9 protein-coding genes are annotated in these 7,605 nt (G+C 35.0%); 8 read left to right on the top strand and 1 reads right to left on the bottom strand.

The genetic code is table 11. The features are described 5' to 3' along the window. The first annotated feature begins 280 nt into the window (after positions 1–280). From BKP35_RS12325 to rsmI, 8 genes are all read left to right on the top strand, one after another. Positions 281–688 (top strand): Orn/Lys/Arg family decarboxylase, encoded by a 408-nt coding sequence (locus BKP35_RS12325; RefSeq protein WP_071313663.1) that lies wholly within the window; start codon positions 281–283, stop codon positions 686–688. 32 nt (positions 689–720) lie between these two features. Continuing rightward, positions 721–1,356 (top strand): dTMP kinase, encoded by a 636-nt coding sequence (gene tmk / locus BKP35_RS12320; protein WP_071313662.1) that lies wholly within the window; start codon positions 721–723, stop codon positions 1,354–1,356. Positions 1,357–1,474: 118 nt separating this feature from the next. Continuing rightward, positions 1,475–1,804: a cyclic-di-AMP receptor gene (locus BKP35_RS12315; protein ID WP_071313661.1), complete on the top strand. Its 330-nt coding sequence runs from the start codon at positions 1,475–1,477 to the stop codon at positions 1,802–1,804. A 12-nt stretch (positions 1,805–1,816) separates the two neighbouring features. Next, entirely contained in the window at positions 1,817–2,803 is a 987-nt protein-coding gene (gene holB / locus BKP35_RS12310) for a DNA polymerase III subunit delta' (protein WP_084031632.1), read from the top strand. Positions 2,804–2,809: 6 nt separating this feature from the next. Beyond that, positions 2,810–3,637, top strand: coding sequence for a PSP1 domain-containing protein (locus BKP35_RS12305; RefSeq protein ID WP_071313659.1), 828 nt, complete (start codon positions 2,810–2,812; stop codon positions 3,635–3,637). A gap of 16 nt (positions 3,638–3,653) precedes the next feature. Further along, the gene (gene yabA, locus BKP35_RS12300) at positions 3,654–4,001 is read left to right on the top strand and encodes a DNA replication initiation control protein YabA (RefSeq protein ID WP_071313658.1); all 348 of its coding nucleotides are present in this window, start codon (positions 3,654–3,656) and stop codon (positions 3,999–4,001) included. A gap of 287 nt (positions 4,002–4,288) precedes the next feature. Then, positions 4,289–5,026, top strand: a complete 738-nt coding sequence (locus BKP35_RS12295; RefSeq protein WP_071313657.1) for a tRNA1(Val) (adenine(37)-N6)-methyltransferase — start codon at positions 4,289–4,291, stop codon at positions 5,024–5,026. 33 nt (positions 5,027–5,059) lie between these two features. Further along, positions 5,060–5,929 (top strand): 16S rRNA (cytidine(1402)-2'-O)-methyltransferase, encoded by an 870-nt coding sequence (gene rsmI / locus BKP35_RS12290; RefSeq protein WP_071313656.1) that lies wholly within the window; start codon positions 5,060–5,062, stop codon positions 5,927–5,929. Positions 5,930–6,003: 74 nt separating this feature from the next. Here the strand turns inward: rsmI and BKP35_RS12285 are convergent, their stop codons facing one another. Then, complete coding sequence (locus BKP35_RS12285) at positions 6,004–6,291, bottom strand: AbrB/MazE/SpoVT family DNA-binding domain-containing protein (RefSeq protein WP_071313655.1); 288 nt, start codon at positions 6,289–6,291, stop codon at positions 6,004–6,006. Positions 6,292–7,605: the final 1,314 nt, after the last annotated feature.

Genomic DNA, 7,605 nt, shown 5'->3' with positions numbered 1-7,605 from the left:
AGCGTACCCACCAATTGGCATAGTTTCACATATTATAAAAATAATGTTAGAGGTCGTGTCGAAAAATATTTTTTTGGTACTTCTCCAACGGCTCAAACCGTTGGTATATCAATATTTATAGAGGGAGTTCAAAAGTTCTCTTAATAAAATTCCACAATTAAAAGTTATCGAGAGTGCTGACTACGAAGTTGATCCATTAAAGGTTACCGTTCAATCTAATTGTCAGTTAAGTGGCTTTCAATTACAAACTCTTTTAGAAGAAGAAGGAATATTTACAGAGTTGGCTGATCAGTTTAACATTTTGTTCGTCATGCCTTTAATAATTACAGAAGATCTTTACAGCATTACTGAGAAAATCAAACAAGTATTAATTAAGTTTCCTATAAATAAGCGACTCGACAAAATAGATACCGAATTTAAAACAAAGGTATCAAACCTAGAACTTTCTTATAGAAGGATGGAAGAAACAAAAAAGGAAACCGTAGCATTACAAAAATCAATAGGAAAAATTATTTCCGAAGAAATCATTCCGTACCCACCAGGAATTCCAATTTTACTTAGTGGTGAAAAAATAGAGGATGAACATATAAAATTATTAGTTGTGTTAAAAAGAGCAGGAGCTCACTTTCAAGGAAACGATGTATTCGAAAATGGAGTTAAAGTCTTTAAAAGTAGAAATGATTCTTAGTAAACAGAAAAAGATAAAGAGAGGCAAGAAATATGACAAAAAAGTTTATTACATTTGAGGGCGGAGAAGGAGCAGGAAAGACATCTGTTATTGAAGCTCTAGCGGATGACTTCAGAAAAAAAAGTTATGATTTCATAACAACGAGAGAACCTGGCGGAATTCAAATCGCAGAAAGTATACGTAGTATTATTTTAGACACAGAAAATACGGCTATGGATGGAAGAACAGAAGCCTTATTGTACGCTGCAGCAAGAAGACAGCATCTCGTTGAAAAAGTGATTCCACAATTAACCAAAGGGAAAATTGTCCTTTGTGATCGCTTTTTGGATAGTAGTTTAGTATATCAAGGGATCGCAAGGGAAATCGGTTTAGAAGAAGTGTATACGATTAATTCTTTTGCGATTGACAATTGTATGCCCGAATTAACATTTTACTTTGATATTGAACCGGAAAAAGGGCTTGCAAGGATTGCTCAAAATAAAAATAGAGAAATTAATCGCTTAGATAAAGAAAAATTAGACTTCCATTATAAAGTTAGAGAAGGATATTTAAAACTCGTCGAAATGTATCCTCAAAGGATCGTCCTTATTAACGCAGACCGGCCACTCGTTGAAGTTATTAATGATACGAAAGTGACGATCGAACAGTATTTAAAAAGTGTAATATAGGCGATGCTTTTATACATCTGTTATAATGAATACAAGTCAATAGGACAATAATTTAAGTGGCATTTTACCTTTAAGTTAAGGCTAGATATATAATGATTTGTGGAGGAGGCTTAACAATATGAAACTTGTTGTTGCGGTTGTTCAGGATAAAGATAGTAATAATTTATCGAATGCTCTAGTGAACGCTAATTATAAAGCGACGAAACTGGCCAGTACTGGTGGTTTTTTAAAAGCTGGGAATTCTACTTTTATGATCGGTACTGAAGATGACCAAGTTGATGATGTGTTAGATATTATTAAAGCCAATTGTCAAAGTAGAGATCAACTTGTTGCACCGATTTCACCTATGGGAGGAAATGCAGATTCTTACATTCCTTATCCTGTTAATGTTAAGGTTGGAGGAGCTACTGTATTCGTATTACCTGTTGATCAATTTGAAAGATTTTAGGTGTTGATGGAAATGATGTGGAATGAATTAGCAAAAAGTCAGGAAAAAGTTGTAAGGATTATTACGAATAGTATTCAAAAACAACGCTTATCCCATGCCTATTTATTTGAAGGCGCAAAAGGAACTGGCAAAAAGAAAATCGCCATTCAGTTAGCGAAAACATTTTTTTGCGAGAATCAGCAGGGGGCTGACCCGTGTGAAACTTGTCCGGATTGTAAGCGTATAGCATCTGGAAATCATCCCGATATTCATATTATTCATCCTGACGGTCAATCGATTAAAATTGAACAAATTCGTCATTTGAAAAAGGAATTTTCATATCGAGGTATGGAGTCCACAAAAAAGTTTTATATTATTGAAGATGCCCAAAAAATGACAAGTAGTGCAGCAAATGGTCTTTTAAAATTTCTCGAGGAACCGGACGGTCTTTCAACCGCAGTTTTGACAACATCAGAGGTTCAAAAGATATTAAGCACTATTTTATCTAGAACACAAATCCTTTCATTTGTTCCATTAACGCCACTACAATTAATAGAACAATTAGAAAAAAGTGGTGTAAGTAAGCCGATATCTAGGCTTTTAGGACAATTAACGAACGATATTGAGGAAGCTTACCAGCTTTACCATGAGGATTGGATTGCACAAGCCCGAAGCATAATGATACAATTAGTTGAAGAAGTGTGTACAAGGCCACATCAGGTCATGCTCACTTTGCAAGAAAGTTGGTTTGCTCACTTTAAAGAGAAAAATCAACTAAATCTAGGTTTAGATTTATTATTGCTTTGGTATCGTGATGTGTTACGTACCTTATTAGCCAATGAAGATCAACTTATTTTTGTTGATCAGATCGATATATTAGAACGACATGCATTAAAAAGCTCACAGCGTACAGTAGGCCATCATATGGCTAGTATCCTAGAAGCGAAGAGACGTCTAGGTGCAAATGTAAATCCTCAACTATTAATGGAGCAATTAATGCTGAGGTTACAGGAGGGATAGTGAATAGTGCATCAAGTAGTAGGTGTTCGATTTAAAAAAGCGGGAAAAATTTATTATTTCTCCCCTGAAGATATAGACGTACAAAAAGGTGGGCTAGTAATTGTCGAGACTGCTAGAGGAATTGAGTTTGGGAAAGTAGTGATCGGCAAGAAAGTGGTTAGCGAACAAGATGTTGTCTTTCCTTTAAAGAAAGTGATTAGGATTGCCAATGAAAACGACAAAACAACGGTCGAAGAAAACCATGTCGCCGCCAAGGAAGCTTTTGAAGTTTGTTCAAGTAAAATTCAAGAACATGATCTTGATATGAAGCTTGTAGACGTAGAGTATACGTTTGATCGGAATAAAGTGTTATTTTATTTTACAGCAGATGGTCGGATCGACTTTAGAGAACTTGTTAAAGATTTAGCAGCTATTTTTCGGACAAGGATTGAACTTAGACAGATTGGTGTCCGAGATGAGGCTAAAATGCTAGGTGGTATTGGTCCTTGTGGGAGAATCTTATGTTGTTCGTCATTTCTTGGAGATTTTGAGCCCGTATCTATTAAGATGGCGAAGGATCAAAACTTGTCTTTAAATCCAACGAAGATCTCAGGACTATGCGGTAGACTGATGTGCTGTTTAAAATATGAAAATGACAATTACGAAGATGCAAAACAAGGTTTGCCTGACATCGGCAAAACGATTGCAACTACACTTGGCAAAGGCCGGGTCACTGGTTTAAATATTTTAGAGCAGCTTGTTCAAATTGAGCTTGTTGAAGACAGCAGGGTAGTGGAATTTACAATCGACGAGCTTATGAGTGAAGGAGCAATACCTATTCATACCACAGAATAATGAGGTGTAAGCTAGCGTGGATAAAAAAGAGGTCTTTTCACAAGTGAGTTTAATGGAAGAAAAAATAGGTGGCCTTTATCGTGAATTAGGAGAGCTAAAAGAACATTTAGCCATTCTATTAGAAGAGAACCAACATCTAAAGATTGAAAATGACCATCTACGTTCTCGGATCGAGGAATCAGCAGAAGAGAAACAGGAAGAGTTAGTAGAAAAGACAAAAGAAGATAAAATTGATATCGGCGAAGGATATGATAACTTAGCTAGATTGTATCACGAAGGATTTCACATTTGTAACCTTCATTACGGGAGCATACGTAAAGAAGGAGATTGTCTCTTTTGCTTGTCGTTCTTAAACAAGAAGTAATGATTGGAGGTTGACATTGTATAATGTCTGCCTCTTTTTTTGTGGGACAGTTGGTTTGTTGGTTAGTGGTTTGGACCCTCGCCCGGGTTTTATATGTAAAAAGGCGGATACTTTCTTGAACGAGCGTCTGAGATTCGGAAGAAGGTCAAGGCGAAGTGAGGGAAAGTGACCGCCTTTTACATATTAGTTGGTGACGGTATCTCTTCATGACGACTACCCTAGCTATTGAATGATTAGGTTTGATATAATTTATAATATTATAAGTTGTTAATGAAAGGAATTTATATATGATTGATATTAAAGAAGATGAGCGCGTCGACTTCTTGCCGAATAAAAACCGAAAAATTATTCAGAGCCCAAACGTATTTTCTTTTTCGATCGATGCCGTACTTTTAGCAAAGTTTTGTTACGTACCAATTCAAAAAGGAAAAATTATTGACCTTTGTACAGGTAATGGCGTCATTCCGTTATTATTAAGTAAAAGAAGTAAGGCGAAAATTACAGGTATAGAAATCCAAGAACGACTTTTTGATATGGCGATTCGCAGTGTTCAATTAAATGATTTACATAAACAAATTGGTTTTATCAATGATGATATTAATAAAATAGTTGAAGGTTTAGGTAAGGAACAATTCGATACTGTCACTTGTAACCCTCCTTATTTTAAAAATGTAACTGAAAAAGAGTGGAATGAAAATCAACATTTTGCGATTGCTCGTCATGAAATTTATTGTGATTTAGAAGATGTGATTCGCGTAAGCAGTCAACTCGTAAAGCAAAAAGGGAAGGTGGCTTTCGTTCACCGACCAGAGAGGTTGATTGATATAATTACACTTATGAAAAAGTACCACATAGAGCCGAAACGAATTCAACTAATTCATCCAAAACAAGGAAAAGAGGCAAACATCCTTCTGATCGAAGGTATAAAGAGCGGAAATTCAGGTATAAAAATATTACCACCATTATTTGTTTATAATGATGATATGAGCTATACTGAGCAATTTACAGAAATTTATTTTAACTGAACTGATTAATTATAGAGGTAGGTATTAAAACAAATGTGGATACAACAAAGCTATCGTAATAATGAAGGTGGAAGTTTATACTTAGTTCCTACACCGATCGGTAATTTAGAAGATATTACTTATCGGGCTTTAAATGTATTAAAAGAAGTTGATATTATAGCTGCTGAAGATACAAGACAAACGAAAAAACTTTGTAATCATTTTGAGATTGCGACAAAGCTTATTAGTTATCATGACCATAATAAAGAGTCTAGTGGCTTTAAACTAATGGAACAATTAAGAAATGGGCAAATAATAGCGTTAGTTAGCGATGCAGGAATGCCAGCAATTTCAGATCCAGGGTACGAGTTAGTGGTTAGTTGTATTGAAGAACAAATCAATGTGATTCCATTGCCTGGAGCTAATGCAGCACTTCCAGCTCTTGTAGCTTCTGGATTGCCATCAGACAATTTTTTCTTTTATGGGTTTTTACATCGACAAAAAAAAGAAAAGAAAAAACAACTAGACGATTTAAAATACATAAAAAGTCCAATCATTTTTTATGAATCACCTCATCGTATCAAAGAAACGTTAAAAATCTTATTGGATCAGTTAGGTGATCGAAAAATTTCTATTTGTCGAGAGTTAACAAAGAAGTTTGAAGAGTTTATTAGAGGTACGTTAAGTGAAGCGATTAGCCATTATGAAAAAGAGGATCCAAGAGGGGAATACTGCTTAATCGTTGAAGGGTCTAACTCGGAAGAAGAACACGAAAACGAAGATTGGTGGACAGAGTTATCTGTTGTTCAACATGTTGAACACTACATTACTTTAAAGTTATCTTCAAAAGAGGCAATTAAGCAAGTATCGAAAGATCGAGGGCTTCCTAAGCGCGAAGTATATCAAACTTATCATCAAGAATAAAGAAAAATTGATCTAATCCATACTTTGTCTACACAAAAAAGGGCTGACAATTGTCAGTCCTTTGAAATTTCTTACTATTTAGCTTTGCTCTCAACAAAGTTTTGTAATTCAGCGATGATTTCTTTAGCGCCATTTGCACTTAAGATAATTTTTCCATCTGCTAATGCAAGGTTATCATCATTAACTTCACCTGTTACTTGGCAAGTCATATTTGGTTTATATTTTTTTAAGATGATTTTATCACTATCGACATAGATTTCTAGTGCATCCTTCTCTGCAATATCAAGTGTACGACGAAGTTCGATTGGAATAACGACACGTCCTAACTCATCAACTTTACGAACAATTCCTGTAGATTTCATAATTTCTCCTCCTAGTAGTTCACAATAATACTTATGTTATTGTTTCTTCAAAATTCGACATTTTTCTCTATGAATATAGAATAACAACATTTCCAAAAGAAGTCAATTATTTTTTTCAAGTTTTTACTATTTTTGTAGTGTTATTTCTAGTCGCGAAATAAAGGGCCCGGTATTACAAGGATTTCGCTTTTTAAAAAATAATAGATAACTCAACTTTTAATTTTATCATCAAACTATTAAATATAAGTTTGAACTAATATTTACGCAAATAGGGAAATGTAATTCGACAAAAATCTACAATCTATTTATTCTGTTCGACAAAACTTTCATGATTTTATTTTTTACAAGTTTTGTATGAAAAAAGGCGGATGATTTCGTGAACGAGCCTCTGAGATTCGTTAGAGTGTGCTCCTGCGGTTACTCGTCGCAAAGCTACACGATGCGTATCCTAAGAAGCGTGACATGATGTGATTGAGATCAGTAGCTTCACAGCGAAGTGAAGGAAATCATCCGCCTTTTCCATATTAGATGGTGACGGTAAATCTTCATGAAGGTTTTGTATGAAATCACCATTAAATTTGTTTTAAAAAATTAATTTTGGACAAACTTGACAATAACCCTGTTGTTTAGGTATATTTTTGCCAAAAGGCCTTTTCATTTGACTTATGATTTTTAAAGCCTTTCCTAGAGGGTGACTTTAATCAAAGTACCTCAATTTCAATTGAATATTTTTCTGTTGAAAAGATAAGTAAAAAGGAATTCCTATTATGGTGTTGATCATAGACAGAGAGCCAGGGGAGCTGAAAACTGGTATAGGTTGAACTTTTGAAAATGGTCTTGGAGGATTTGCCTTCGAGTTATAAGTAATAAGGGGGCAACGTTTACTAAGCGTTATTTTAGTTTAAAGTTACTAATGTTGAGGTGAATATAGTTCATTTCAGCCTTTCTTTGTGAGGCCAGAGGAATGTTCTAGAACACTCTATTTGTTTAGTAACTTATTGAGCCTTGTAGTCGTGAGATACAAGGGAAATTGGGTGGTAACACGTGAGGAAGTAAACTCTCGTCCCTTTATTAAAAGGGGGGGAGTTTTTTTTGTGCCTATTATTGTAAAAATTCATATGTTAAAGTATAAAAAATTTTGAAAGCTGTCTAGCTTCAGGCGCCCTGCGCTTTTCTAATTATAAAAGGAGCATTCCTGTTAGAAGGATTTTCGGGGACTTGAAAAAAAAAGAGCCCTCCTGGTATGATACGGGGTGTCAAATCGTGCACCGAGATGACCCCTAACTTAGTTAACCAAGGAGGACTTCATAATGA

Source organism: Anaerobacillus arseniciselenatis (genome assembly GCF_001865995.1).
Taxonomy (GTDB): domain Bacteria; phylum Bacillota; class Bacilli; order Bacillales; family Anaerobacillaceae; genus Anaerobacillus; species Anaerobacillus arseniciselenatis.
Note: the sequence above shows the minus strand (reverse complement) of the source record. Positions and strands in the feature narration are given on the sequence as shown.